General features: G+C 61.8%; 24 protein-coding genes. 16 read left to right on the top strand and 8 right to left on the bottom strand.

Features of this window, described 5'->3' with window-relative positions:
* Positions 1 to 148: 148 nt before the first annotated feature.
* Genes ACWF6P_RS05215 through ACWF6P_RS05205 form a run of 3 tightly spaced genes read left to right on the top strand, consistent with a single transcriptional unit; the run spans position 149 to position 3,597 of the window.
* Positions 149 to 898 (top strand): succinate dehydrogenase cytochrome b subunit, encoded by a 750-nt coding sequence (locus ACWF6P_RS05215; protein ID WP_378530807.1) that lies wholly within the window; start codon positions 149 to 151, stop codon positions 896 to 898.
* The gene (locus ACWF6P_RS05210; protein ID WP_452620249.1) at positions 899 to 2,851 is read left to right on the top strand and encodes a fumarate reductase/succinate dehydrogenase flavoprotein subunit; all 1,953 of its coding nucleotides are present in this window, start codon (positions 899 to 901) and stop codon (positions 2,849 to 2,851) included.
* Complete coding sequence (locus tag ACWF6P_RS05205) at positions 2,848 to 3,597, top strand: succinate dehydrogenase/fumarate reductase iron-sulfur subunit (protein WP_452620248.1); 750 nt, start codon at positions 2,848 to 2,850, stop codon at positions 3,595 to 3,597. Before ACWF6P_RS05210 ends, ACWF6P_RS05205 begins: the two co-directional genes overlap by 4 nt.
* A gap of 3 nt (positions 3,598 to 3,600) precedes the next feature.
* On the opposite strand, the gene ACWF6P_RS05200 is transcribed toward ACWF6P_RS05205, so the two are convergent.
* A complete protein-coding gene (locus ACWF6P_RS05200; RefSeq protein ID WP_452620247.1) occupies positions 3,601 to 5,112 on the bottom strand; it encodes an anion permease in 1,512 nt (503 codons plus the stop codon).
* Between the two features lie 588 nt (positions 5,113 to 5,700).
* Here ACWF6P_RS05200 and ACWF6P_RS05195 point away from each other — a divergent pair.
* The 10 genes from ACWF6P_RS05195 (at position 5,701) to ACWF6P_RS05150 (ending at position 13,911) form a co-directional block, all read left to right on the top strand.
* Positions 5,701 to 6,252, top strand: coding sequence for a LysM peptidoglycan-binding domain-containing protein (locus ACWF6P_RS05195; RefSeq protein WP_452620246.1), 552 nt, complete (start codon positions 5,701 to 5,703; stop codon positions 6,250 to 6,252).
* Between the two features lie 84 nt (positions 6,253 to 6,336).
* The gene (gene lepB / locus ACWF6P_RS05190) at positions 6,337 to 7,080 is read left to right on the top strand and encodes a signal peptidase I (RefSeq protein WP_378530797.1); all 744 of its coding nucleotides are present in this window, start codon (positions 6,337 to 6,339) and stop codon (positions 7,078 to 7,080) included.
* A 106-nt stretch (positions 7,081 to 7,186) separates the two neighbouring features.
* Positions 7,187 to 7,540, top strand: coding sequence for a VOC family protein (locus ACWF6P_RS05185; RefSeq protein ID WP_378541914.1), 354 nt, complete (start codon positions 7,187 to 7,189; stop codon positions 7,538 to 7,540).
* Between the two features lie 71 nt (positions 7,541 to 7,611).
* Positions 7,612 to 8,661 carry a saccharopine dehydrogenase family protein gene (locus ACWF6P_RS05180; RefSeq protein WP_452620245.1) on the top strand — a complete coding sequence of 350 codons (1,050 nt, stop codon included), beginning with the start codon at positions 7,612 to 7,614 and terminating at the stop codon, positions 8,659 to 8,661.
* Positions 8,658 to 9,242, top strand: a complete 585-nt coding sequence (locus ACWF6P_RS05175) for a TetR family transcriptional regulator (RefSeq protein ID WP_378530791.1) — start codon at positions 8,658 to 8,660, stop codon at positions 9,240 to 9,242. Before ACWF6P_RS05180 ends, ACWF6P_RS05175 begins: the two co-directional genes overlap by 4 nt.
* Before the next feature lie 21 nt (positions 9,243 to 9,263).
* On the top strand, positions 9,264 to 9,890 hold the full coding sequence (locus tag ACWF6P_RS05170; protein WP_452620244.1) for an SMI1/KNR4 family protein: 627 nt from the start codon (positions 9,264 to 9,266) through the stop codon (positions 9,888 to 9,890).
* A complete protein-coding gene (galT, locus tag ACWF6P_RS05165; RefSeq protein ID WP_452620243.1) occupies positions 9,887 to 10,987 on the top strand; it encodes a galactose-1-phosphate uridylyltransferase in 1,101 nt (366 codons plus the stop codon). The genes ACWF6P_RS05170 and galT overlap by 4 nt, the downstream gene beginning before the upstream one ends.
* Positions 10,987 to 12,117 (top strand): galactokinase, encoded by a 1,131-nt coding sequence (gene galK, locus ACWF6P_RS05160; RefSeq protein ID WP_452620242.1) that lies wholly within the window; start codon positions 10,987 to 10,989, stop codon positions 12,115 to 12,117. Before galT ends, galK begins: the two co-directional genes overlap by 1 nt.
* 119 nt (positions 12,118 to 12,236) lie before the next feature.
* Positions 12,237 to 12,686 carry an RrF2 family transcriptional regulator gene (locus ACWF6P_RS05155; protein WP_042446409.1) on the top strand — a complete coding sequence of 150 codons (450 nt, stop codon included), beginning with the start codon at positions 12,237 to 12,239 and terminating at the stop codon, positions 12,684 to 12,686.
* A 31-nt stretch (positions 12,687 to 12,717) separates the two neighbouring features.
* Entirely contained in the window at positions 12,718 to 13,911 is a 1,194-nt protein-coding gene (locus tag ACWF6P_RS05150) for a globin domain-containing protein (protein ID WP_378530783.1), read from the top strand.
* A 29-nt stretch (positions 13,912 to 13,940) separates the two neighbouring features.
* Here the strand turns inward: ACWF6P_RS05150 and ACWF6P_RS05145 are convergent, their stop codons facing one another.
* Positions 13,941 to 15,473 carry an amidohydrolase family protein gene (locus ACWF6P_RS05145; protein WP_452620241.1) on the bottom strand — a complete coding sequence of 511 codons (1,533 nt, stop codon included), beginning with the start codon at positions 15,471 to 15,473 and terminating at the stop codon, positions 13,941 to 13,943.
* Between the two features lie 286 nt (positions 15,474 to 15,759).
* Between ACWF6P_RS05145 and ACWF6P_RS05140 the strand changes: the two genes are divergently transcribed.
* The 3 genes from ACWF6P_RS05140 (at position 15,760) to ACWF6P_RS05130 (ending at position 17,780) form a co-directional block, all read left to right on the top strand.
* Complete coding sequence (locus ACWF6P_RS05140) at positions 15,760 to 16,065, top strand: putative quinol monooxygenase (RefSeq protein WP_452620240.1); 306 nt, start codon at positions 15,760 to 15,762, stop codon at positions 16,063 to 16,065.
* 37 nt (positions 16,066 to 16,102) lie between these two features.
* Positions 16,103 to 16,936 (top strand): MurR/RpiR family transcriptional regulator, encoded by an 834-nt coding sequence (locus ACWF6P_RS05135; protein ID WP_378628120.1) that lies wholly within the window; start codon positions 16,103 to 16,105, stop codon positions 16,934 to 16,936.
* A 220-nt stretch (positions 16,937 to 17,156) separates the two neighbouring features.
* Positions 17,157 to 17,780, top strand: a complete 624-nt coding sequence (locus ACWF6P_RS05130; protein WP_378530774.1) for a LysE family translocator — start codon at positions 17,157 to 17,159, stop codon at positions 17,778 to 17,780.
* Positions 17,781 to 17,783: 3 nt separating this feature from the next.
* Here the strand turns inward: ACWF6P_RS05130 and paaK are convergent, their stop codons facing one another.
* The 6 genes from paaK to paaA form a co-directional block, all read right to left on the bottom strand.
* Positions 17,784 to 19,085, bottom strand: a complete 1,302-nt coding sequence (gene paaK / locus ACWF6P_RS05125; RefSeq protein ID WP_378541898.1) for a phenylacetate--CoA ligase PaaK — start codon at positions 19,083 to 19,085, stop codon at positions 17,784 to 17,786.
* Between the two features lie 41 nt (positions 19,086 to 19,126).
* Positions 19,127 to 20,206: a 1,2-phenylacetyl-CoA epoxidase subunit PaaE gene (paaE, locus tag ACWF6P_RS05120; RefSeq protein ID WP_452620239.1), complete on the bottom strand. Its 1,080-nt coding sequence runs from the start codon at positions 20,204 to 20,206 to the stop codon at positions 19,127 to 19,129.
* A 4-nt stretch (positions 20,207 to 20,210) separates the two neighbouring features.
* Positions 20,211 to 20,669, bottom strand: a complete 459-nt coding sequence (paaD, locus tag ACWF6P_RS05115) for a 1,2-phenylacetyl-CoA epoxidase subunit PaaD (RefSeq protein WP_069145762.1) — start codon at positions 20,667 to 20,669, stop codon at positions 20,211 to 20,213.
* Between the two features lie 65 nt (positions 20,670 to 20,734).
* On the bottom strand, positions 20,735 to 21,652 hold the full coding sequence (paaC, locus tag ACWF6P_RS05110) for a 1,2-phenylacetyl-CoA epoxidase subunit PaaC (RefSeq protein WP_452620238.1): 918 nt from the start codon (positions 21,650 to 21,652) through the stop codon (positions 20,735 to 20,737).
* Positions 21,653 to 21,681: 29 nt separating this feature from the next.
* Complete coding sequence (gene paaB, locus ACWF6P_RS05105) at positions 21,682 to 21,984, bottom strand: 1,2-phenylacetyl-CoA epoxidase subunit PaaB (protein WP_378530765.1); 303 nt, start codon at positions 21,982 to 21,984, stop codon at positions 21,682 to 21,684.
* On the bottom strand, positions 21,981 to 22,949 hold the full coding sequence (gene paaA, locus ACWF6P_RS05100; RefSeq protein ID WP_452620237.1) for a 1,2-phenylacetyl-CoA epoxidase subunit PaaA: 969 nt from the start codon (positions 22,947 to 22,949) through the stop codon (positions 21,981 to 21,983). Before paaA ends, paaB begins: the two co-directional genes overlap by 4 nt.
* Positions 22,950 to 23,018: the final 69 nt, after the last annotated feature.

The following is a 23,018-nucleotide window of genomic DNA, read 5'->3' as shown; positions in this document are numbered from 1 at the left end:
AGTTCCTTACTTTCGGGTAATGAGCACCCCTACACTCCCATCCACCTGCAATAACAGACAAGTCGGGCACCGATCCGTTGGCCGAAAACCTCGATCGGGCTTAGGCTGACGGCACCTGTCCGGCAAGTCTGGCGTGGGAGGTTTGTCTGTGAGTGCACCGACCCGTGTATCGCGAGCTACCGGCGATTCACTCCGAGCTCGACCGCGGCCGTCCAACATCACGTGCAAAATTCTGATGGCCGTGACGGGACTGATCTTCTCCGCTTTCGTGCTCGTCCACATGATCGGAAACCTGAAGGTCTACACCGGTGCCGATCACTTCGACGACTACGCACACTGGCTTCGAACGGTGTTCGAACCCTTCCTGCCCTACGAGGGACTTCTGTGGATTCTTCGTATCGTCTTGCTAGCGTCATTGGTCGCACACGTCTGGTGCGCCTGGCTGCTGACCGTCCGCGGACGCCGAGCGCGAGGGAAATTTCGACGTAAAGGCTTGGGAATCAAGTCTTTTACAGCGCGCACGATGCCCGTCACCGGAGCAGTGCTGCTGCTTTTCGTCATCTTCCACATACTCGACCTCACGACCGGAACCCGACCCATCGGCAGCAGCGAGTACGAAGCGGCCACGCGCACACAGAGTTACGCATACGACAATCTGATCGCCAGCTTCGAGCGTCCACTGGTGGCGGTGTTCTACATCGTCGCGATGGCCCTGCTGGCAATGCACCTCGCGCACGGACTTTGGAGTGCGGTCAACGATCTCGGCGTGACCGGTCAACGGCTGCGACAGATTGCCGTTGCACTCTCCGGAATCTTTGCGCTCGTCGTGATGGTCGGAAACATGTCGATCCCCATCGCAGTGATGACCGGTGTCATCTCGAAGACAGGAGCGTCATAAGTGAACAGCTTCGAACTCGACGATCTGCGCACCATCGGGGCGCCGGTGGACGGTAAGGTCCCGGCCGGCGATCCACAGACCGCCTGGCCCACTCGCAAGCTCGACTACAAGCTTGTCAGCCCACTCAACCGGCGCAAGTTCACGGTCATCGTCGTCGGTACCGGACTCGCGGGCGCGGCCTGCGCCGCCTCCCTCGGCGAACTGGGTTATCACGTCGAGTCCTTCACCTTCCACGATGCGCCACGCCGTGCACACAGCGTCGCCGCGCAGGGCGGCATCAACGCCGCTCGCGCTCGAAAGGTGGACAATGACAGCCTTGCCCGCTTCGTGAAGGACACGGTGAAGGGCGGCGATTTCCGGGGTCGCGAGGCCGACTGTTTCCGTCTCGCCGAAGAATCCGTACGCGTCATCGATCACATGAATGCCATCGGGGCACCGTTTGCTCGCGAGTACGGCGGCACTCTGGCCACCCGATCCTTCGGCGGCGTTCAGGTTTCGCGCACGTACTACACGCGCGGGCAAACGGGCCAGCAGTTGCAGATAGCGTCGTCGCAGGCACTGCAGCGTCAGATCGCAGCCGGAACGGTCAACCTCCACACCCGAACCGAGATGCTCGATCTCATCGTTTCGGACGGCCGAGCACAAGGGATAGTCACACGCGATCTCGTGACCGGCGAGATCGGTGCCACCACAGGCCATGCCGTCGTACTGGCCTCCGGTGGCTACGGCACCGTGTTCCACAAGTCCACTCTTGCCAAGAACTCCAACGCCACGGCCGCGTGGCGGGCGCACCGACGCGGTGCCCTGATGGCTTCGCCCTCGTTCATCCAATTCCATCCGACGGCACTTCCCGTCAACTCCGAGTGGCAGTCGAAAACCATTCTGATGAGCGAATCCCTACGCAACGACGGTCGGATCTGGGTACCGGCCAAGCCCGGAGACGATCGTGAGCCCGGCGACATTCCCGAAAATGAACGCGACTACTACCTCGAGCGCAAGTATCCGGCATTCGGGAACCTCTCTCCCCGCGACGTCTCTTCACGGGCCGCCCGCGAGCAAATCGACTCCGGTCACGGCGTCGGCCCGCTGAAAAACAGTGTGTACCTGGATTTTCGCGACGCGTTGGCACGGCTCGGCCGCAAGACCATCGAGGAGCGGTACGGAAATCTGTTCTCGATGTATCGCGACGCCACCAGCGAGGACCCGTACACCGTGCCGATGCGTATCGCCCCTGGAGCCCACTTCACCATGGGCGGACTCTGGAACGACTACGACCAGATGACCTCCATACCTGGCCTGTTCGTCGGCGGCGAGGCCGGGTGGGGATATCACGGCGCCAACCGCCTCGGCGCCAATTCGCTGCTCTCGGCCTGCGTCGACGGATGGTTCACCCTTCCGTACGCGATTCCGAATTATCTTGCGCCGCTGCTCGGATCAGCACCTCTCGAACTTTCCGATCCCGCAGTGACGTCGACGCTCAGTGACGTGAGCGGTCGGGTGGACCTGCTGCTCTCGGTCGGCGGAACACAGGGCCCCGACAGGTTCCATCGTCAACTGGGCGAGATCCTTTACGTGGGATGCGGCGTCACCCGAACGGCCGAGGGCTTGACGAAGGCGATCGCCGAAATCCGAGCACTACGAGGCGATTTCTGGTCGAATCTACGAGTTGCCGGCAGCGGAAACCAGTTCAACCAGGAGTTGGAAAGGGCCGGCAGGGTAGCCGATTTCCTCGAGCTCGCCGAACTGATGTGCGTCGACGCTCTCGATCGTGACGAGTCCTGTGGAGCGCATTTTCGGGCCGAACATCAGACTCCAGACGGCGAAGCACAACGCAACGATCAGGACTGGTGCTTCGTTTCGGCGTGGGAAACCGCCAAGGACGGCAGACACATTCGACACGACGAGCCGTTGTCCTTCACCGCTGTTCCACTGCAGACGAGGAACTACGTATGAAAATCACCGTGGACGTATGGCGCCAGTCCGGACCCGAATCGTCCGGAACGTTCGACACCTACCAGGTGGACGACGCGACAGTGGAGATGTCGCTGCTGGAGCTCCTCGACCGACTCAACGACCAACTCGTGGAGAGTGGCAACGAACCTATCGCCTTCGATTCCGACTGCCGAGAAGGGATCTGCGGATCTTGTGGCATCACGGTCGACGACGTTCCCCATGGGCCGGTTGCGAACACTCCCACGTGCCGTCAGCACCTACGAAGCTTCTCCGACGGTGACCGAATCAAACTGGAGCCGTTCCGCTCCGCAGCCTTTCCAGTGGTCCGAGACCTCGTCGTCGATCGTTCGGCGCTCGACCGGGTGCTCGAAGCCGGTGGATACGTTTCGGTCAATGCAGGAACCGCGCCGGACGCGGACAGTCAGCCGCTCTCGCATCAAAGTGCCGAAGCGGCGCTGGACTTCGCCGCGTGCATCGGCTGCGGCGCCTGCGTGGCAGCCTGCCCCAACGGTGCCGCGCACCTCTTCACCGGTTCCAAACTGACCCATCTGTCCCTCGTCACACAGGGACGCAACGAACGTGGCAAGCGGGCCCGAGCGATGTCGCACCAGATGGAGGCCGATTTCGGGCCGTGCTCGACCTACGGTGAGTGTGCCGATGTGTGCCCCGCGGAGATACCTTTGACCGCGATTGCCGCTGTCAACAAGGAATCGATGCGATTCGGATTGCGGCGCAAGGACAACTGACCGTCACCACGCGCCGATCAGCTTCATCCACGCGCCGCCGATGATCGTCCAGATCAGGATGATCACGACGCTCATCACGAACCCGATTCGGAACCATTCCGAAGTCTTGATGTATCCGGATCCGTAAATCACTCCGGCCGGGCCGGAAGCGTAGTGCGAGATTCCGCCGAACAAGCTGCCGATGAAGCCGAACACCAAGGCCGAGAACAGTGGCGGTGCACCGGTTGCCACTGCCGCGCCGAGGAATACCGCGTACATCGCGACGATCTGCGCGGTATTCGACGCGAACAGATAGTGCGCGTAGAAGTAGACCAGCGTCAGGATCGCAAAGGCCCAGATCCACGGCAATCCGTCGACGCTCGAAGAGACCTGCGTTCCGATCCACGAGATCACGCCGAGTTCTTCGAGATGGCTCGCCATGCCGACCAGAACGGCGAAGAACACGAGCGTCTGCCACGCCCCGGTGTCGTGGACGAGGTTGTTCCACGTCAGCACCTTGGTCACCAACAGGATGCCGATCCCGACGAAGGCTGTTGTAGTGGCATTGACGTTGAGTTGCGATCCGAGGCACCAGAGCACCAGCAGCAGAACGAAGGTGGCAGCCATGATCTTCTCATTGCGACTGATCGGGCCTGCCTTGCGGAGTTCCTCCCGCGCTTGCTCGGGCGCCTTCGGTGTCTTCAACATCGTGGGCGGGAAGATCTTCGACATCACCCACGGAATCGCGATAAGACTCGCAATCCCCGGAACCGAGGCTGCCAGCGCCCATTTGCCCCACGAGATGTCGATGCCGATCTTGGCCGCCGCATCGACGGCCACGGGATTACCCGCCATGGCGGTGATGAACATCGCCGAGGTGACAACGTTGACTTGCAACGAGGTGAGCAGCAGATACGCTCCGAGTTTCTTGCGAGAGTCCTCGGGCTCAGGATTGGAGTCCTCCAACTTGCTCAGCGAGACAATGATCGGATAGACGACGCCACCAGCTCGGGCGGTGTTCGACGGCGTAGCCGGAGCAAGTATCAAGTCCGTCAACGCCATTCCGTACGACAAACCGAGGCTCGACTTGCCGAGCTTGGTCACGAACATGAGCGCGACACGTTTGCCGAGTCCGGTGACCAGAAAGCCTTCGGCGATGAAGAACGACGCGACGATCAGCCAGATCGTCGTGTTGCTGAACCCGGACAGCGCTTCGCTCGGCGTCTCGGTCTGGGTGATCATGGCGATCGACAGACCGACCAGCGCCACCGAACCCGTCGGCAGGGGCTGCAAGATCAACGCCACGATGGTGCCGACGAAGATTCCGAGCATGTGCATACCCTTGGGATCCACACCGTCCGGAACAGGCATGAAATAGATGATCAAGCCGAGGATGACAGGCACAGCAGCCGGGTAGTACCGCCTGAGCACCGATTGTTTCGACGGCTCCGTCGGCGGTGTCTTTGCCGGCGGTGTCTTTGCCGGCGGTGTCGTTCCAGCGAGAGACTCGGCGCTTTCGGATTTGGCCTCGGACATGTATATCTCCTCGACTTCTCGCCCCAGGTGATCGCCCCAGATGATTGTCCCCCAAACGTCCGGTTTTCGTGCGGTCAATCGAAGTTCGAGAGAATGCCCTCCTGCGGTATCCACTGCTCTGGATTCCACAGGAGGGCTCATCCCCGGGCGCAGACTGCGGCCCTGGGGTGCGACACATCTCCCTCAAAAGGGTGCGCCTATAGATCAACAGGAGGCGCCGGCGTGCCGCAAGCTTGAATCTCGAAGAGATCCTGTTTCGGTGTTGCTTCAGCATGCCGGTCGGTGCTCGTCAGCGCACGGGTCGAATGGCCTGTTCGTCTACCTGTTTTCCGCTCAGCACCGAGTACACCGACGTTTTTCCTCGGCCTACAAACAGGTACGCCACCGGGTAATTGAGCCGTTGTCGGCAAGCGTGCCGCGCCGCCAATCTGGTCATACCTCGGAACCACGATCTGGCGACGAGCGCCCGGCCCACCTCAATCACATTTCAGCACTGACGATTTCGAGTGCCGCGATATGCCGCAAACCACTGCAGCGCCACGCCGAGCCGAGATCGCTGTCCCTTCAGACCGATCAAAGGAAAGAACCATGGGAATTCACCGGAAGAACAATCGTTCTCGCGCCAAACGATCCGTCACGACAGCCGCAGGAGCAGGCGCTCTCGCGCTTGCCTGCACCATCGTTACCACGGGCGTTGCCAGTGCGCACGATTGGTCGCAAGTTGCCATGTGCGAGAGTTCCGGAGACTGGAACATCAACACCGGCAACGGCTTCTACGGAGGGCTCCAGTTCACGCAGTCGACGTGGGACGCATACAAACCGGCAGGCGCGCCGGCCCGGGCCGACCTGGCGTCGAAATCCGATCAAGTCGCGGCTGCGGAGGCAACCCTCTCAGCTCAGGGCATCGGTGCGTGGCCGGTCTGCGGCGCCTACCTCAGCTGGGGCGGCACCACCCCTGATTCGACCACCTCGGCTCCCTCGTCGGCAGGTTCAGCGGGCGACACGGTGACAGTTTCCGCGGGCGATACGTTGTTCAACCTTGCTTCTGCGAAAGGGATTCGTTGGCAGGATGTTTGGGCCAGGAATACCTGGATCGCCGATCCCCACCTGATCTTCGCGGGTGATGTGATCCAATTCTGAAGCAAGACCGCCGAGAGGTAGACCCACGAATCGAGAACATTCGTATCGGGCCGACGACCGGTTGCGCCATCTATTGTCGGGAGTGTGACGGAATCCGACGCCCACGAAGACTCGACTGAATCAACTGAATCGACTGTGGCCGATCGCCCGAGAAAACGCCCACTGTGGCGTGAGATTCTGATCCTCGTTGTGGTCGCACTCGTGCTGAGTGTTGTCATTCAGAACTTCGTCGGACGTATTTTTCTGATCCCGTCGGAGTCCATGGAACCGACGCTTCACGGATGTACCGGCTGCACCGGAGACAAGATCCTCGTCGACCGGATCAGTTATCGATTCGGGGATCCACAACCTGGGGACGTGGTCGTGTTCAAGGGACCCGAATCCTGGAACGACGAGTATCGATCCATTCGCTCCGACAACTCGGTGATTCGCGCGCTTCAGGGACTTGGGTCCATCGTCGGATTGGTCCCACCGGACGAAAACGACCTCGTCAAGCGGGTAGTCGCGGTTGGAGGCCAAACCGTACAGTGCCTGTCCGAGGACGAGGGGCTCAGAGTGAACGGCAAACCGCTGACGGAGCCATACATCGACGATCGCATTCCCGGCAACGGCATCCCCTGCCAAGGAAAGTATTTCGGTCCGGTCACCGTTCCCGACGGGAACCTGTGGGTGATGGGCGACAACCGCGCCCATTCGAAGGATTCACGATTCCATCTCGAAGACGAACACAGTGGAACAGTGCCGATCGACAATGTGATCGGCAAGGTTCAACTGATCGTCCTTCCCTTCTCACGGTGGGGAACTGTGAGTTCGTTCGATCCGCAGTGACCAACCGAATCAGCCAGTAGGAAAGCATCTTCGGACTACACGGTCGACACAACTCCGCATTCGGACGATCATCGAGCACATCTGTTGCCGAAGGTAGGAGAACCGCATGCGTGCACGACGCATCACCGCCAATCTCAAGGTCGCCGATGTCGGAACCGCCAGGAGTTTCTACTCCGACTATCTCGGTCTGAGTACCGAAGAGTTCAACATGGGGTGGGTCGCTCGCTACACCTCACCCGACACCGGTGCGCACGTACAGCTCGTCACGCACGACGCGACGGCGGCCGAGGACTCGGTCATCTCCGTCCACGCTGACGACGTCGACGGCGCCTACGAAGAGGCCCGCAGACTCGGCTACGAAATCGTGCACCCCATTACGACCGAAGAGTGGGGTGTTCGCCGATTCCTCGTCAGGGCGCCGGACGGCAACGTCGTCAACATCGTGCAACACCGGGACTGAACGAACACCGGGACTGAGCACTTGAAAGACGTCGCTCGACGTTTTAGGTCATTTGACCTAGAGTTGAGAGCATGAAAGATTCCTTGCAGTATTCAGCCGACGGCCCGATCCTCGTGGCCGGCGGATACGGAACCGTGGGCAGCGCCCTGACCGCCCTGCTCGCCCCCGACTTCCCACTGCTCCTCACCGGGCGTACCCCCGAGCGCGGCAACGAACTGGCGCGCCGTCACGGTGCCACCGTCCGCCGCTGGGACCTCCTCGACCCGACGCCTTTCGACGCGTCGGTACGCGCGGTCGTGTCGACGGTCAACGATCCCCACGATCGTGTGCTGTCCGCTGCCGTCGAGGCCGGGATCCCCTACGTCGACATCACTCGCTGGACAACCCGCGTCGCCCGCGCCGCAACTCTGGCGGGTCAGATGTCGCCGAGCGCACCGGTGTACCTCTCGTCCGGCTGGATGGGCGGAGTCACCAACGTCGTCGCCGCAGCGTTGGCCGAGGAACTGGGCGGCGCAACCGCGATCGACGTCTCGATTCGCTACGACGTCAACGACATTGCCGGGCTCGACTCCGTCGACTTCATCGATCGTCTCGGCCAGGATTTCGAGGTGATGCAGCAAGGCAACCCGATCACCGTCAGCCCGTTGACGGATACACGCTGGATCGACTTTCCCGGATCGCGCACCAAGGTCGGAAGAATCGACACTCCGGAACAATTCACGTTTCCCATGACCCTCGGCGCCGAAACTGCCAGTACTCGAATCGGTTTCAGCTCGAATGCATCCACAACTGCCCTGCTCGCCGCCAAGAAGGTGGGCCTGTTCCGTTGGGGTCGCGGTGACCGCTTCACGCCGCTACGACGCGGACTCCTGTACTCGCCCGGCAAGGGCGGGAGCGCGCAAGTACGCATCGATGTCACCGGCCCGGACGCCGCGGCAAGCGCAACGATCGTCGATCCTCGAGGTCAAGCCCACCTCACTGCGGTGGGCGGCGCGATGGCCGTCAGACATGCTTTGGCCGACGATGCTCAGCCGGGAGTTACTTTCCCCGAGTCGCTTCCGAATCCGTGCAGCACCGTCTCCGAGTTGGAGAACTTCGGGGTGGCAGTATTGCGGGCATGACCCCTTCCAAGGGTGCCGCCCGCGCGGCAGCACTTCTCGACGCAGCAGAACAGGTCCTCACCACGCAGGGCAATGCCAACTCGGCAATGCGCGATTTCGCGGCCGCTGCCGGAGTGCGGGTGGGGCATCTGCAGCACTACTACCCCACCCGTGCAGACCTGATCCGCGCGGTGATGTCACGTGCATTGACTCGCTCACTGGATCGCCTCGCTGCCATCACAGACACGGATCAGAGCCTTTCTCGCGAGGAGTCCGAGCACTTCATCGCAGTCCTGCTCGGAGAACAGGATGACCAGGCCACCGTGCGTCTGTACGTCGAAGTGTGGGCGATTGCTGCGGCAGACGAGGAAGTGGCGGTGGTGGTTCGAGACTTCTACGCGCAGTACATCGCACACGTCGAGCGCGCTGTTGCGTGTGCACAACCGGATCTGGATGCTGCGGGCCTTGGTGCAACGGCGCAAACCATCGTGAGTCTGCTCGAGGGTTCCGCCGTTCTTCGTTCAGGCATTGCCGGTCGAAAGTCGGAGGCTTCGGACCGAAAGCTGGTGAACACGCTGCAGTACCTGATTCACGGGTCCTGACTCGGACGTATCGTAAGGCCCATGAGCGTTGCAAACGAATGGAGCCGAATCGAAGCGTGGTGCCGTACACACGCGCCGGTGACGGCTGCAGCGTTTCAACCAGGACTCGGTGACACCGTCATCGAGGAATTCGAAGCGTCGACCGGCGTCACGTGGCCCGAGGAACTTCGCGACCTGTATCGGGTGCACAACGGCAGCCTGACTCACGACGACCGAACGGGGCTCTTTCTCGGCAGCGTGCTTCCCGACAAGTTCTTCTACCCCATCGACGTCACCACCGAAGTTCGCCTCACCCTCCTCGAAACGTGGGACGAGACGATCTACGAGAATCCGGACCTCTATGCCGAGGACGAGATGGATAGACACGATCAACGCGACGCAGGCACTGCCGCAACCATGTTCATCCCCTCGTTCGTTCCCTTTGCCGGACTGGACGAGTACCACTACTTCGTGGACACACGCAGCGGTGCGCTTCATCATTGTGTGACCGAGTATGCGTCGGATGCCACCGACAACGGCGGCCCGATCTGGGCATCCATCTCGGTCATGTTGGCCGCCCACGCCACTGCGCTGGAAACAGGTTCCACGATAGGAGTGTGGAAACCCGTTGTCAGCAAGGGTGTTCTGGAATGGGAAGTCGACGCATGACGTCAGAGCGCAACCCGACCCGCCGCATCCTCGCCGACGGTCGCCAGATCTTCTACTTCGACGACGCCGGCCGTTTCCGTGCCCGCACTGCGCGAGATTCACGCGAATTGCCGGCGCTCGACCACTCTTCTCGGATGAGGTTCGACGTCCTCACCGGCGAGTGGATCACCATGGCCTCACATCGTATGACGCGGACCCACCTCCCCTCGGCCGCCGATTGCCCGCTGTGCCCGACCAACGAAACACGCACGCCCACAGAGATACCCGAATCGAACTACGACGTCGCGGTGTTCGAGAATCGGTTTCCGAGTTTTGCGTCGGCGCCCGGCGATGCCGCCCACAGTCCAGGAGACGACCCGAGCGATCGCCCAGCTGTCGGCCACTGCGAGGTGATGTGTTTCTCGAGCGATCACACGGCGTCCGTCGCCGAACTTCCGCTCGAACGCATGCGCACGATTGTCGGTGCCTGGATTTCTCGGACCGAAGAGTTGTCGGCGGATCCAGATGTGGAACAGGTGTTCTGCTTCGAGAATCGGGGCGAAGAGATCGGGGTGACACTCACCCATCCGCACGGACAGATCTACGCATACCCCTTTCTCACGCCACGCACCCGATCGATGCTGACGCAAGCGGGCAAGCACTTCGAGCGCACCGGTCGCTCACTACTCGCCGACGTTCTGGCATTCGAGCGCAAAGACGAGTCACGGTTGATCTACGACGGCGACCACTGGAGCGCCTACGTTCCGACTGCTGCACGATGGCCCATCGAGATTCACCTTGCGCCGCACCGCGACATCCCGGACCTTCCGTCACTGAACGACGAAGAGCGCGAGGAGCTTGCGGTGGTCTACCAAGATCTCCTACGCCGTGTCGACCGCTTCTATCCGGGCGTCGACCGAGTGCCGTACATCGCGGCCTGGCACCAAGCCCCGGTGCGCGTGGACCGCGCGCTGGGTCGCCTGCATCTTCAACTGTTCTCGATCTTGCGTGCACCCGGCAAACTCAAATACCTCGCCGGGTCCGAGTCCGCAATGGGCGCCTGGGTGAACGACACACTTCCCGAGGCAGTCGCGGCCCGCCTGCGGGAGTTGAAATAGTGGATCCTGTCTCGAAAGAAACTGTGCTCCAACAGTTCCACGACACCTACGGATATCCGGCAACCGGTGTCTGGGCAGCGCCCGGTCGAGTCAATCTCATCGGCGAACATACCGACTACAACAACGGGTTGTGCTTGCCCGTCGCTCTCGAGCAGCGAACACTGGTCGCCGCCGCGCTGCGCAGTGACAGGACTGTGCGCGTTCACAGTCGGCAATCCGACGAGACATATTCCGGGTCCGTCGGCGACATCGCAGCAGGATGGGCCGCCTACCCCACGGCGGTGGTGTGGTCGCTGGCGCGCGAAGGTCTTCCCCTCGAGGGAATCGATCTGGCGGTCGACTCGTCGGTACCGGTCGGGGCCGGGCTGTCGAGCTCCGCCGCCCTCACCTGCTCTGTTGCGTTGGCCGTCAACGATCTTCACGGTTCGCCGTTCAGCCGAGATCAGCTGGTGAAGATGTGCATCCGAGCGGAGAACGAGGGCGTCGGCGCACCGACCGGCGGGATGGACCAAACGATCGCCCTCTTTGCCAGACCCTCGACTGCGTTGCTGCTGGACTGCCAGGACGGATCCACCGAACCCATTCCATTCGATCTCCACAATGCCGGCTTCGAACTGATCGTCGTCGACACCCGGGTCAAACACTCACTCGCGGACGGACAGTACGGGTTGCGCCGATCCCAATGTGTCGACGCCGCAAAGGCTCTCGGCGTCGACAGTTTGCGAGAAGCAACTGCAGAACAGGCCGAATCGTTGTCAGATCCGATTCTCCGGACACGGGCGCGGCACGTCGTGGCCGAGATCACCCGAACACGGCAAGCAGCAGAACTCCTACGCAACAGCAGATTCAGTGATGTCGGAACGCTGTTCGACAAATCCCACGCGTCGTTGCGTGACGACTTCGAGGTCTCGTGCGAAGAACTCGACGTCGCCGTTGCCGCAGCACGACGCGGCGGTGCGATCGGCGCCCGGATGACCGGTGGCGGCTTCGGAGGTTCGGCCATCGCATTGGTTCCGGTAGGAAGGGGAGCGGAGGTCACTGCGTCGGTGGGCCGTGAATTTGCAGCGCGAGGCTGGCGAGCGCCCCACTTTCTCACCGCCGTCGCCGGGGGTTCGGCCACCCGGTTGTGAGCGAACGGCACTTTCAGCGCACTGACGGCGCCAAACGTACCGTTCGCTCCGGTTGGGACACCTCGAGATCCCCCTCACATAAATAGTCATCTCAGATGCGAATTATGTAGGTTCAAGTCATGCAACTGACGCAGTTCACCGATCTGGGATTGCGCGTCGTCATGCGGTTGGCCGTACTCGACGCGGACGCCTCCCCCAGTACCCGGGATGTTGCGCAGCAGCTCAACGTGTCGTACTCCCATGCCACCAAGGTGGTTACACGGCTCGGCGAGTTGGGCATCGTCACAACCAGGCGCGGCCGCGGCGGTGGACTTTCCATCACCGAACTCGGCCGCACCGCCACCATCGGCTGGCTGGCCCGACGCCTCGAAGGGCCCGGCGAGGTCGTCGACTGCGAGGGCGACAAGCCGTGCCCACTGCGCGGCGGTTGCCTCCTTCGAAGTGCGTTGCGCGACGCTCAGGAAGCGTTCTTCGTTTCGCTCGACGCGGTCACGATCGAAGACGTCATCCGTCAGCCGTCCAAAACTGTCCTGCTTCGCCTCACCACTCGGAGCGACGAAGCAGGCTGATCAACCTAATTTCGACCGAACGGAGCAGCTCATGCTTTCCCCACAGTCAACCGAGGTCATTCGCGCCACCCTTCCCGTGGTCGGCGCTGCCATCGGCGATATCACAACCCTGTTCTACCGCAAGATGTTCGACGCACATCCCGAACTCGAACGCGATCTCTTCAATCGAGGCAATCAGAAGCAGGGTGAACAGCAGAAAGCACTTGCCGGCGCCATCGCGGCATTCGCAACACTGCAGCTCGAACCCGACAGTGCCAAGGTTGATCTCATCCTTTCTCGTATCGCTCACAAGCACGCGTCGTTGGGCATCACCCCTGACCAGTATGCGATCGTCCACGAACACCTCTTCGCCGCAATCGTCGAAATACTCGGCGATGCAGTCACTCCCGAGGTCGCGGCAGCATGGGACGAGGTCTACTGGCTGATGGCCGAAACTCTCATCACGATGGAACGGGGCCTCTACCAGCTCGCCGGAGTCGAGACCGGTGACGTGTGGCGAACTGTCAGAATCAGTGAGCGCGTCCTGCAATCCGCCGACACCGTCTCACTGACACTCACCTCGCTCGACGACAGCGCACTGCCCACCTTCGCTCCCGGACAGTACCTTTCGGTCGGCGTGGTGCTTCCAGACGGCGCTCGCCAGATTCGTCAGTACAGCTTGTGTTCGGTGCCGAGCAGCGCTGACTGGCGGATCAGTGTGAAGCGAATCTCGGGAACTCCCGACGGCGAGGTGTCGAACTTCCTCTACAACAATGTATTCGAAGGACAAGAGCTCTCCGTCACCACACCGTTCGGTGATCTCACCATGCCCGACGACGACTCACCACTGCTCCTCGCGTCGGCCGGAATCGGTTGCACACCGATGATCGGCATGCTCAATCATCTTGCGGACACCGGTGCACAGCGTTCCGTCTCCGTTATTCATGCTGACCGATCCATCGCCGATCATGCTCACCGAGCAGAACTCAGCACGCTCGTCGAAAAGATTCCCGCCGCAACCTTGCACCGCTGGTACGAAGATCTCGGCACGCACGTTGCGTTCGGATCGGTTCACGAAGGACGAGCGAATCTGGAAGACATCGCAGTGGAGCCGGATACCCAGGCCTTCCTGTGCGGGCCGATGCCGTTCATGTTGGCGATGCGCGCATCGTTGCTCGAACGGGATGTGCCGGCACAGAATATCCACTACGAGGTCTTCGGACCGGACAGCTGGGCCAATACCTGAGCGGCGATTCCCTACACTCGAGACTTGCGTCAGGGGGTGTAGGGCGCATCGACTCCCAGGCGTTCGCGCTCAGTGGCCACCATGTCGCGGACGTTGGCCCGCAAGCTTGCAGCGTCGAAGACGATGCCGTCCTTGATCGTGTAGCGAACCCCGCCGACGCGAGCCATGGTGCCGTCGGGTTGACGGCGCAGGTGACCGTGACCGTAGAGAGTCTTGAGGTTGGCAAGAGGATTTTCGGCGGTGACGAGCAGGTCGGCGCGCTTCGCCGGCTCGACGATCCCGAGATCATTTCGTCCCAAAAGGGTTGCGGCGTTGGAGGTGACGCACTGGAGCACTTCGAGGGCCGTCAGTCCTGCCTCTCGCAGTAGCTCCAGTTCCTCGATGAGACCGAACCCGTACAGGTTGTAGATGAAGCCTGCGTCAGAACCGGCGGTGAGTAGACCACCACGGTGGTAGAAGTCTCGGACGAAGGTCATCCACAGGCGGTAGTTCTCTTTCCAAGCGACTTCCTCCTCGGTGCCCCAGTCGGTGAAGTACGAGCCGTGAGTCTCAGGATGCGGCTGGAAGAATTGCCAGGCTTGTGGGGCGGTGTAGTCGCGGTGGTACTCACGACCGCGGGCCCGCGCAGCGTCGCGGGAGGCGACGTAGACGACCAGAGTGGGATCCATCGCAGTTCCGAGAGCGACAAGTTCGTCGATGGTTTCATCCCAGACGCGGCTGCCTGGTTCGGCTGCTTCGTGCCAGAGCCGTCCGAGTTGTTCGAATCGATCGTGCTCGTTGTTGTAGTTGTAGGAGGCGGGGAAGCGCTGAACCCGACGGTCCGCGAACATTGATTCCGGTAGCCCGTAGCCGTGTTCGATGCTGGTGAGACCCCAGCGTGCAGTAGTCAGAGCGTTGACGCGGGCGACGTCACTGACGGCGTGGTGACACGCGGTGGCCAGGCCCAGACGCGTTGCCTCCTCGATGGCTGCCTTGAAGATTTCCGGTGGAGCGCCGAAGAACTTGATTCCGGCCGCGCCGGCATCGGCTTGCGCAGAGACCCACTCCTCGGCGTCTTTCGGGGTGCGAAACGGTTCGCCGCGCCCAGCCCCGAAGGCGGCGTAGGTGACGATGCGAGGTGCGGTGATCTCGTTGGCATCGCTGCGGGCAGCTTCGTCGAGTGTGAACGGAACGCCATTGACTATCGCGCCGGGCTCACGGACCGTGGTAATTCCGTGCCCGAGCCAGAGTTGATAGATGTAGTCGGCTCCCGGCCCCTGATGCGAGAAGCCTATGTGGGCGTGTGAGTCGATGAGACCCGGAAGGACGTAGTGACCACTGAGGTCCAGCACCTCGGCGGAGGAGTCGGTAATTCGCCCGTGCTGGGTCATGTCGGTGTTTCGGCCGGCGGAGTTGATCGAGCGGATCTGGTCCTTCTCGATTACGACGTCGGCAGGTCCGTAGGGCGGTGCTCCGGATCCGTCGATGACAGTGACGTTCTGGAGCACCAGTCGCTTGTACGGCCCGCGGCCGAGACTCCCTTCGGTTCCGGACGCGATGATCGGGGAGGACGTGTTCGACATGTGTTGCCTCTCTTGAGATATGCGGAAGAAGAACGCTGGGCGGCAGCTCCGCGTGTGTTGAAGTCTGTTGCGACCACACGCACTCCACAGCAAGAGCCCAAGGTGAACTCCGCAACCACCGAGCATCGATTTGCATTGTGTGCGAGCAGGTTCAGCCGGACGACGCGGCCGAAATCAGTTGGGTCGGACTGCGCGGACAACCAACACCCCGAGGTGCCACGACACCATCCCAATGAAGTGATTCCAAACACTAGATGCAAATCGAATGATATGCAACAATTGATGCATGATTCTTTCAGTGCTGACCTTGCAACCCACCGCAGGCCGGATCGAGGACTTGATCACGTTCTACCGAGAGGCAGGTGTCCTCGAAGCCTCGGGCGCTCTGTCGACGCAAGTCATGGTCGCCGAGGACAACCCGACCACTTTGGTTGTCACTGCACTGTGGCCCGACGATTCGGCTTACACGGTGTGGCAGAATTCGCCGGTACGCCTGGAATTCGGTCGCAGCATGGCGTCGTTCTTCGACTCCGGAGACAGCACACGCTCACACCGGTTCCACGTCGTGCACCACACCGACCGGGAATCATGACTCCACTCGGTTGGCCACTCCAACGGGAAGAGACGACGTGGCAATCGAGGAATGGCTGGCGGACAGGGACGGGCGCGATACGCTCAGCCTCGGCGGGAAGAAAGTCGTCAACGTCCTGGTTCGAGCGCCCCAATTCGCCACATACTCTTCTGCCCGCGAGGTCGCCGAACGCGCCGACGTCAATGTATCGACCGTGGTACGCACCGCACAACAACTCGGCTTCGCTGGATGGCAAGAGTTGCGTGAGGAGTTGCGTGCTGTTTACCTCGGCAAAGTCGCCGCGGGAAACGGCACCACCACCACCGAGCCGACCGAGGCCACACAGCTGTTCCGCCAGGACAGCGCGAACATCGCCGCACTCGCCACCGAGTCGAACCTAGCGGCTATCCGGGCCATCGCGGGGGCCATAAAACGATCCCGCCGGACACTCGTCATCACTTCCGGAGTCGGCGCCGCACCCGCACAAGTTCTCGGCACGCTCGGCACGATCTACGGCCACGACATCCAGCTCTCGTTCGGCCACCCGACGACCCAGGCGATCGAAGTCAACAGCCTCGGTGAGACCGACTGTCTGGTCGTCATCAACGTCTGGCGACTGACCCGGACCTTGCGCGGACTGACTCGCATGGGCCGCGAACGCGGCGCCACCGTCTGCGTCCTCACCGACCTGCGCTCATCTCGCCTGGCCGATGACGCCACACACCTGATCGTCTCTCCCATCGAGGGCATCGACGGTTCGGTCTCGGTCACCGCAATGGTGGCTGCGGTGCAGGCCGTGCTTGGCGAGCTCCGCGACGCGGACAGTAATCACGCTGCCGGCCTGGTCCAAAAGGTATGGAACGACCTTGATCTCATGGATGACCGAGACTGAGTCGAGATGTCTGACGTCAATCCCGAAGACACTCCCGAACAGAATGCAGTAGAGATTCTTTCGCGATGGTCGGGTTCGGGAGAAAGGTAGGGGTTCTGCACAGAGCCCCTACACCGGACCACTGTCTGCGAACTGGACCTTGGCGCGCGACCGCAACCCCTTGTGTACTCGTCTGGGCAACTGCCGAGAAAGCAACCAGACCGAGTAGTGGGAGACCGACATGATCACGTCAGCGTCGATGACGGGAGTCGCGCTGATCGCCCTCGCGATGGTTTTGACACCGGGCCCCAACATGATCTACCTGGTGTCCCGCAGCATCAGTCAGGGCCGACGAGCAGGATTGATCTCACTCGGCGGCGTCGCGACCGGGTTTCTGGTCTACCTCGCCGCGACGTGTGCCGGGTTGACGGCGGTTCTCTTCGCCGTACCCACGGTGTTCACCGCCGTGAAGATCGGCGGCGCCCTGTATCTCGCCTATCTCGCCTGGTCGACGCTACGACCGGGTGGCAAGTCCGCTTTCGAGGTGGGCGAAGTCGATCGCCACGGCAGCGGGCGTCTGTTCGGGATGGGGTTGACCACCAATCTGCTCAATCCCAAGATCGCTCTGATGTACGCGGCGCTGATCCCCCAGTTCGTCGATCCCTCGGCCGGCCCCGTCTGGCAGCAAGCGCTGATACTCGGCGGGGTGCAGATCCTGGTGGCAGTCACCGTCAACGCGTTGATCGTATGCAGTGCGGCAGCCGTGTCGACCTTCCTCATGGCACGTCCGGTGTGGATGCGCGCTCAGAAGTGGCTTGCGGGTGGCATTCTCGGAATCTTCGCCACCCGCATGGCGCTCGAGTAGTCTTCAGTCCTTCGGACGCTGGTCGATCAGGCGACGCGCTTTTCCGATCGAGCGTTCGAGTCCGCCGGGTTCGAGAACGTTCACCTCGACCGTGACGCCTATCTTGTTCTTCACCAGCTTCTGCAACGCGGAAGACGCTGCCGCGTGATCCGAGACCGCTGCATCGGGGCGGGCCTCGACGCGAACCGTCAGGGTGTCCATTCGGCCCGGACGGTCCAGTACACACTGGAATTGGGGCGCCAGGGCGGGGACGGTCAGGATCAGTTCTTCGATCTGCGTGGGGAACAGATTGACGCCGCGCAGGATGATCATGTCATCGGTCCTGCCGGTGACTTTCTGCATCCTTCGCATCGAGCGCGCCGTGCCGGGCAACAGTCGAGTCAGATCCCTGGTGCGGTAACGAATGATGGGCAGCGCTTCCTTGGTAAGCGAGGTGAAAACCAGCTCACCTTCCTCGCCGTCCGGCAGCACCTCACCCGTGATCGGATCGATGATCTCCGGGTAGAAGTGATCCTCCCAGATATGAAGCCCGTCTTTGGTTTCCACACATTCCATTGCCACGCCCGGGCCCATGATCTCGGAGAGTCCGTAGATGTCGACGGCATGCATGTCGAGTTGCTGCTCCAGCTCGGTCCGCATCTGTTCGGTCCACGGTTCCGCTCCGAAAACACCGACACGCAGTGAGGTTTTGGAGGGATCGATACCCTTCTTGATCATCGCATCCACGATGGTCAGCATGTACGACGGAGTCACCATGATGGCGTCGGGTTCGAAATCCTCGATCAGCTGGATCTGCCGCTCTGTCATGCCACCGGACATGGGAATGACCGTGCAGCCCAATCGCTCCGCGCCGTAGTGGGCTCCCAACCCGCCGGTGAACAGACCGTATCCGTAAGCCACGTGCACCTTGTCCGAAGATCGGACGCCGCCGGCCGAGAGGCTCCGTGCGATGAGATCAGCCCAGTTGTTCAGGTCGTTGCTCGTGTATCCCACCACCGTCGGGCGCCCGGTGGTTCCCGACGACGCGTGAATCCGCGAGACCTGATCCTGGGGCACCGCAAACATCTTGAACGGATAGTTCTCGCGCAGATCCGCTTTCGTGGTGAAGGGGAATTTCGCGAGATCGCTCAGGTCCTTCAAGTCACTCGGGTGAACGCCGGCGTCGTCGAACGCTTTGCGGTAGTGCGGAACATTTGTGTACGCGTGCATCAGGGACCACTGCATCCGCTCGAGTTGGAGCGTCGAAATGCGGTCCCGACTGGCAAATTCGATGTCTTGCGATGTAGCAGTGACGAGTTCGGTCATGATTGTCTCCGGTGGGCTCAGTGAGGGCGCTGTGCGGGCGGTCAGGCGTCGAAATCGACTGTTATCTGTTCACCGACAGGAAAGGTCTGGCAGGTCAGCACGAAACCCGCGTCGACTTCGTAGTCTTCGAGTGCGTAGTTCCTTCGCATCTCGACGTCACCGCAGGTGACCTTGGCACGGCAGGTGCCACAGACTCCGCCCTTGCACGCGAAGGGTAGATCCGATCGGTACTGTTCCGCTGCGTCGAGAATCGACTGATCTCGCGGAAGTGTCGCGGTGGTCGATCGACCGTCGAGCGTGATGGTGACTTCGCTGCCTGGTCCGACTATTCCGGGCTCACGATGCACGGCGACCGGCGGCGCGACATCGTCGACGTAGAACAGCTCGTGATGAATGCGGTCCTTTGCAATTCCCAAGCCGGCCAGCACTTCCTGGGCGTCATCGACCATCCCGAACGGGCCACACAACCAGAAGCCGTCGACCTGGTCGCAGGGAACCAGAGAGGTGAAGATCTCACGCAACCGGTCGGCGTCGAGACGGCCCGAGAACAACTCGACCTCCCGTGGCTCGCGCGAGAGAACGTGAATGACGTCCAGACGCGCACCGTACCGGTCCTTCAGGTCGGCGATCTCTTCGGCGAACATCACCGAGCGCGTACGCCTGTTCCCGTACAGCAGGGTGACATCGGCCTCGGGGTTCGCTAAAAGTGTTGCAGCGATGGACAGCATGGGCGTGATGCCGGAACCTGCTGCGATAAGAACGTGTCGTCCTCCCAATGCGGGATCGGCGACAAAATTGCCCGAGGGGCCCTGCACGTCGATTTGATCCCCGGCCTTCACGTCGTGCACCAGCCAGGTGGAGAAGAGTCCGTCCGCTACTTCGCGGACCCCCACCCGGGGAGACGCCCCTACCGGTGCACAGATCGAGTACGAACGACGGTGCTCGACGCCGTCGATCATCCGCCGCAGTGTCACTGACTGCCCGGCGCCGAAGTCGAACTGATCGGCGATGTCGGTGGGCACGTCAAAGGTGACGGCAACTGCGTCGTCGCACAGTGATTCGACATCTGCCACCGTCAACGGGTGAAAGGGTTTGTTCCGGTTCGTCGTTGCGGTACTCATCTGTTCAGATCTCCTTCACGTGATCGAACGGCTCGAGGCAGTCGAGGCAGCGATAGAGCGCTTTGCACAGGGTCGCACCGAATTCCGAACTCAGTCTGGTGTTTGCCGAACCGCACTGGGGGCACAGGATGTCGCGCGGCTTGGCCGTCAAGGTCAAGGCGATCGGGCCGGAGGTGCGACGCGGCGCGGCCCCCGGCACCGAGTACCCGGCCGTCCGCAGTTTCGCCAGTCCCTCTTCGCTGATCCAATCCGAACTCCAGGGCGGCGACAGTTGAGTCTTGATCTGGACGCTGCCGTACCCCGCGTCGGTCAGTTTGTGCTCGATGTCGTCTCGCATCGTTGCCATGGCGGGGCACCCGGAATAGGTGGGAGTGATTGTCACACAGACGAAGTTCGCTTCGACGTCGACCGATCGGATGACGCCGAGATCGGCCAAGGTCAACAGTGGCATCTCCGGATCCATCACCGAAGCGACGATCTCCTGCGCGGAAGAGACAGTAGTGGAAGAGACGGTAGTGGCAGTCACGGTCACCACGCCCCTTCCGGATGCTCCCGAGCAACGCTCTGCATTTCGGCGAGAAGCAGCCCCAGCGCCCCGGTGTGCAGTCCGGCACGCCCGCCGCGGCCGCCGACGAAACCGGAGAAACGTGCAGGGGGCTCTTCCATTTCGGCAGCGTGCAGGACCTGGGCAAGTACGGCGTCGAACTCCGGCCGAACAGTGCGCGGATCCACTCCGACACCAACTTCGGCCAAGACGAGTTCGTCCGGTGTGGGAACAAAGAGCTCGTCCACGAAGGGGAAGATCTCGAGCAGGGCGGCGGCGGTCCGACGCTTGGATTCTGCTGTGCCGGCGCCCAACGTGACGACCCATCTTGCCGCGTAGTCGCGGTGGTAGGTCAGTTCTTTGACGCCCTTGTTCGCCACGGCCGCGAGGACCGGGTCCCGCGACGTGCGGAGCCGATCGAACAGCGCCAGCCGCCAGGTCGAGAACACGAGGAGCCGAACGACCGTGTGCGCGAAGTCGCCGTTGGCGAGCTCCACCAGTCTCACGTTGCGGAAGCCGAACTGATCACGAAAGAAGGCAAGCGCATCTTCAGCCGGCACGGGCGACGTGTCCGAGATGAACGGAACCACAGTGGAATCGGCTGCTGCTGCGCGAGCCAGCAGCAGCCTGGCCTGTCCGATCAGATCCAAGCCGACGTTGGCGAGAGCTACCTCTTCTTCGAGTTCCGGTGCCCGCGTCGACCATTCGGCGAGGCGCTGCGAACTGACGAGCGCGTCGTCGCCGAGCATGAGGCAGTAGCGCGCCAGAGCACCGAGATCGACGTCATCCGGCACCGTGGTGTCGACTCCGGCGAGGGGGTCGTCGAAGCTGGTTCCGAACGCCCACTGACCGTGGCCGTCGCCGTCGACCAGGCCGTCGTAGGCACTTTCGTGATCGTTCATCTGTTGGTCCTCGAAGTCGAAGTGGTGTCTCACATGTGGGGAACGGAGTCCGGGATGTCGTAGAAGGTCGGGTGCCGGTAGACCTTGTCCCCGCTCGGCGCGAAGAACGGATCCTTCTCCGCCGGACTCGAAGCCACGATGTTCGAGGAAGGCACGACCCAGATGCTCACGCCTTCGTTACGTCTGGTGTAAACGTCGCGCGCGTGGCGTAGGGCCATCTGATCGTCCGCCGCACGCAGTGACCCGACATGCACGTGGTTCAGTCCGCGCTTTCCCCGCAGAAACACCTCGTACAAAGGCCATTCGCCCCGTACCTGATCGTTTTCGCTCATGATGTTTCCCCAGTCGTGAGATCGTGCGCGATTCTCTCGCGCTGTGCAAAGGCGGAGGCGGCGTCACGGACCCAGGCCCCGTTGTCGTGGGCAGCTTTCCGATTGGCGATCCGCTCGACGCTAGCCGCACCGTTACCGCGGACCACGTCCATGAATTCACTCCAGTCCGGCTCACCGAAATCGTGTGCACCACGTTCGGGGTTCCAGCGCAGATCGGGATCGGGGAAGCTCACACCGAGTACCTCGGCCTGCGGTATCGACATGTCGACAAATCGCTGTCGCAGTTCGTCGTTCGTGTGTCGCTTGATGCGCCACTTCATCGACTGTTCGGTGTTCGGCGACTCGTCGTCCGGGGGTCCGAACATCATCAGAGCGGGCCACCACCATCGGTCGATGGCTTCCTGCACCATCGCGCGTTGAGCGTCCGTGCCTCGCATCATCGTCGCCAACAACTCGAATCCTTGCCGCTGATGAAACGATTCCTCCTTGCACACACGGATCATCGCGCGTGCATACGGCCCGAAGGAGCTGCGGCACAGCGGAACCTGATTGCAGATGGCGGCTCCGTCGACCAGCCAGCCGATCACTCCTACGTCGGCGTAGGTCAGTGTCGGGTAGTTGAAGATCGAGGAGTACTTCTGCTTTCCCTCGATCAGTTTGGTGGTCAGATCACCGCGATCGGCACCGAGCGTCTCGGCCGCGGAGTAGAGATACAGACCGTGCCCGGCTTCGTCCTGCACCTTCGCCATCAGGATCGCCTTGCGTCGCAGCGACGGTGCCCGGGTGAGCCAGTTTCCTTCGGGCTGCATCCCGATGATCTCGGAGTGCGCGTGCTGGGCAACCTGACGGATCAGAGTCTTGCGGTAGCCGTCGGGCATCCAGTCGCGAGGCTCGATGCGCTGGTCTGCCGCGATCGTCTCGTCGAACAAGTTCTGCAGGTCTTGTGGAGCTTCCACGTTGGTCATCGTACCTACCTTTTATTACCGAATGATCGGTTGGTAACTAGTATGCACCGAGGTGTCCCAGCACACAAG

The organism is Rhodococcus sp. NPDC055024 (genome assembly GCF_053608585.1).
The sequence above is the reverse complement of the archived record's forward strand: the minus strand, read 5'-3'. Positions and strand labels throughout refer to the sequence as shown.

Excerpts from the sequence above, each read along its gene's own strand:
- paaB (WP_378530765.1), bottom strand. The coding sequence starts at position 21,984 with ATGAGCGAAAACGATCAGGTACGGGGCGAATGGCCTTTGTACGAGGTG.
- ACWF6P_RS05180 (WP_452620245.1), top strand. The coding sequence starts at position 7,612 with ATGAAAGATTCCTTGCAGTATTCAGCCGACGGCCCGATCCTCGTGGCC.
- ACWF6P_RS05195 (WP_452620246.1), top strand. The coding sequence starts at position 5,701 with ATGGGAATTCACCGGAAGAACAATCGTTCTCGCGCCAAACGATCCGTC.
- ACWF6P_RS05130 (WP_378530774.1), top strand. The coding sequence starts at position 17,157 with ATGATCACGTCAGCGTCGATGACGGGAGTCGCGCTGATCGCCCTCGCG.
- paaK (WP_378541898.1), bottom strand. The coding sequence starts at position 19,085 with ATGACCGAACTCGTCACTGCTACATCGCAAGACATCGAATTTGCCAGT.
- paaC (WP_452620238.1), bottom strand. The coding sequence starts at position 21,652 with ATGAACGATCACGAAAGTGCCTACGACGGCCTGGTCGACGGCGACGGC.
- ACWF6P_RS05170 (WP_452620244.1), top strand. The coding sequence starts at position 9,264 with ATGAGCGTTGCAAACGAATGGAGCCGAATCGAAGCGTGGTGCCGTACA.
- ACWF6P_RS05155 (WP_042446409.1), top strand. The coding sequence starts at position 12,237 with ATGCAACTGACGCAGTTCACCGATCTGGGATTGCGCGTCGTCATGCGG.
- ACWF6P_RS05205 (WP_452620248.1), top strand. The coding sequence starts at position 2,848 with ATGAAAATCACCGTGGACGTATGGCGCCAGTCCGGACCCGAATCGTCC.
- ACWF6P_RS05200 (WP_452620247.1), bottom strand. The coding sequence starts at position 5,112 with ATGTCCGAGGCCAAATCCGAAAGCGCCGAGTCTCTCGCTGGAACGACA.
- paaD (WP_069145762.1), bottom strand. The coding sequence starts at position 20,669 with ATGGATCCGGAGATGCCACTGTTGACCTTGGCCGATCTCGGCGTCATC.
- ACWF6P_RS05150 (WP_378530783.1), top strand. The coding sequence starts at position 12,718 with ATGCTTTCCCCACAGTCAACCGAGGTCATTCGCGCCACCCTTCCCGTG.
- paaE (WP_452620239.1), bottom strand. The coding sequence starts at position 20,206 with ATGAGTACCGCAACGACGAACCGGAACAAACCCTTTCACCCGTTGACG.
- ACWF6P_RS05185 (WP_378541914.1), top strand. The coding sequence starts at position 7,187 with ATGCGTGCACGACGCATCACCGCCAATCTCAAGGTCGCCGATGTCGGA.
- ACWF6P_RS05175 (WP_378530791.1), top strand. The coding sequence starts at position 8,658 with ATGACCCCTTCCAAGGGTGCCGCCCGCGCGGCAGCACTTCTCGACGCA.
- ACWF6P_RS05140 (WP_452620240.1), top strand. The coding sequence starts at position 15,760 with ATGATTCTTTCAGTGCTGACCTTGCAACCCACCGCAGGCCGGATCGAG.
- ACWF6P_RS05145 (WP_452620241.1), bottom strand. The coding sequence starts at position 15,473 with ATGTCGAACACGTCCTCCCCGATCATCGCGTCCGGAACCGAAGGGAGT.
- paaA (WP_452620237.1), bottom strand. The coding sequence starts at position 22,949 with ATGACCAACGTGGAAGCTCCACAAGACCTGCAGAACTTGTTCGACGAG.
- galT (WP_452620243.1), top strand. The coding sequence starts at position 9,887 with ATGACGTCAGAGCGCAACCCGACCCGCCGCATCCTCGCCGACGGTCGC.